This window comes from Deltaproteobacteria bacterium (assembly GCA_003696105.1).
Taxonomy (GTDB): Bacteria; Myxococcota_A; Polyangia; order Haliangiales; family J016; genus J016.
In genome coordinates, this window is sequence record RFGE01000278.1 from 1 (window position 1) to 2524 (window position 2524).

3 protein-coding genes are annotated in these 2524 nt (G+C 71.6%); all 3 read left to right on the forward strand.

Annotation, left to right across the window (positions count from 1 at the left end; all coding sequences use genetic code 11):
• Positions 1–588: a hypothetical protein gene (locus tag D6689_17755; protein ID RMH39057.1), complete on the forward strand. Its 588-nt coding sequence runs from the start codon at positions 1–3 to the stop codon at positions 586–588.
• Positions 589–1143 (forward strand): hypothetical protein, encoded by a 555-nt coding sequence (locus D6689_17760; GenBank protein ID RMH39058.1) that lies wholly within the window; start codon positions 589–591, stop codon positions 1141–1143.
• A 99-nt stretch (positions 1144–1242) separates the two neighbouring features.
• The coding region (locus tag D6689_17765) for a serine/threonine protein kinase (GenBank protein RMH39059.1) at positions 1243–2524 on the forward strand (1282 nt) is incomplete at its 3' end.

Here is a 2524-nt window from a genome sequence, read left to right on the forward strand (position 1 = left end):
ATGGCCATGAAGAAGCGCGAGGAGGAGATCGCGCAGGAGGAGCTCGAGTCCGGCGAGCTGAACCTCGTCCCCTACCTCGACATCGCGACCAACATCCTGCTGTTCCTGCTCGCGTCGCTGTCGTCCGGGATCCTGTTCGGCCACATCAACACGTCGCTGCCGGAGCACGCGCCGTCGAACGCGGTCGGCGCGGCCGATCCGGCCAAGCCGCCCAACGAACAGCCGCTCCAGCTCGTCATCTCCATCACCGACGAAAAGCTGCTCGTGTGGTCGGTGAGCGGACTCGAGGGAACACTGCAGCAGCCCAAGCTCGTGCTGCCGCACAACCCGCCGGGCTCGGAGCAGCCCTACGATCTGGCCAAGCTCAACGCGACCCTCAAGGAGATCGTCAAGCGCCGTTGGCCCGACCCCAAGGCGCGCGATCCGTCCACCGAGGCGGTCATCATCCAGGCCGACCCGAAGACGCCCTACGAAACCGTCATCGCGGTGATGGACTACGCGCGCGAGGTCGTCACGGACGACGAAAACGATCCCGACCGCGGCCTGCGCCTGTTTCCCAAGGTTCACTTCTCGACGGGGTTCCAATAGATGTCGATCTCGGTCCGCGAAGCGCGTGCGATCGTCCGCAAGGCCGTCAAGCGGGTTCCGGAGGGTGAGGAGATCACCCACCTGAACATCATGCCGATGCTCGACATCATGACGATCCTGCTGGTCTTCATGATCAAGCAGGCGTCGGTCGGCGCGACGGACATCATGCCGCCGGACGTGGTGCCGCCGCGGTCCACGACGCGGCAGCCGATTCCGGAGGAAGGCACGCCCGTGTTCATCGGAACCAAAGCGATCCTCGTCGACGGCGTGCCGATCGTCGCGGTCACCAACGGGGACGTCGACCCGTCGGAGCGGGCCGAGGGCGCCCTCGGGCTCGAGATCACCAAGCTCACCAACACGCTGGCGATGCACCGCAAGGCCTACGCCAGCACCGAGGGCAAGGGCCCCGATTCGCTCACGATCATCGCCGACAAGAGCACGCCCTACCGCCTGCTGATGTCGGTGATGTACTCGAGCAAGCGCGCGTGCGAGGACGCCGGCGACTGCTACAAGGAGTACCGGCTGATCGTCTCGCGCGGCGACGCGGCGTTCTGACCCGGCGTTCGGCCGCAGCGGCGTCGGGCGCCGTCCCCGAGCGGGGTCCGCGTTCCCGCTTGACGGTCCGACGCGGCCGCGCTCTGCTGATCGAGCGCCATGGCGCTGGCGGACAAATACCGGCTCGGGGAGCGCATCGGCGGCGGCGGCATGGCCGAGGTGTTCGCCGCCACGCTGTCGGGGGCCGAAGGATTCGCGCGCCGCGTCGCGATCAAGCGCGTGCTCCCGACCTGGTCCGCCGACCCGGCGTTCGCGGACATGTTCGTCAACGAGGCGCGCATCGCGAGCCTGTTGCAGCACCCGAACGTCGTGAGCGTGCTCGACTTCGACCGCGACGCCGACGGGCGGCTGTTTCTCGTGATGGAGTTCATCGACGGGGTCGACCTTCGCCAGTTGATCCACACCGGCGCCCTGCCCCCGCCGATCGCCGCCCACGTCACGGCCGAGATGCTCCGCGCGCTCGACTACGCGCACACGCTCGAGCACGGCGGCCGGCCGCTCGGCATCGTCCACCGCGACGTGTCACCGCACAACGTACTGCTGTCGTGGAGCGGCGGCGTCAAGCTGTCGGACTTCGGCATCGCGAAGGCGTTTGCCGCCACCGGCGCGAGCGCCACCGGCTCGGTCAAGGGCAAGGCGGCGTACATGAGTCCGGAGCAGGCGCACGGCCGGCGGCTCGACGGGCGCGCGGACCTGTTCGCGGTCGGTGTCGTGCTGCACGAGATGCTCACGGGCCGGCGCCTGTTCGCCGGCGCGACCGAGGCCGAATCGCTCGCCCGCATGCTGGCGATGCCGATCCCGAACCCGCGCGAGTGGAGCCCGAGCGCCCCCGACGACCTCGCCGCCGTGGCGTTGCAACTCCTGGCGCGCGATCCGGCGGATCGGTTCGCCAGCGCGGCCGCTGCGCTCGAAGCCGTGCTGTCGTGCGAATGCGTCACGCCGCGCGGCGCGACGGCGCTCGCGGCGCTGCTGCGCGAGCGGTTCCCCGACCGCGCGCCCGCCCGGCCGCGCAGCGCCGCCGCCCCCGTGGAAGCGTGGGCAGCCGGCTCGGGACCGGCGGAGCTGCCTGACGGTGCGACGACGCCGCTTTTGCCCGCGAGCGACGCGCCGACGCGCACCACCGCGGCCGATCCGACGCCGCGACCGCCCGCCGTCGCCGCGGGGACGCCCGCGGCCGGCGACCCGGTCGTCACGCCGGTGCCGCTACCGGTCCGGTCCTCGCTGTGGCGGCGGGCCGCGGCGGCGATCGCGATCGCCGTGGTGGCCGCGGTGGCCGCATACGCGGGCGCCCGCGCGCTCGGCGGGCGCGGTGCCGGCCGTGCAGGCGACCGCCCCGCCGCGACCGGCGCAGAGGTCGCGCCGGCTGCTGCCGCCGACGCCG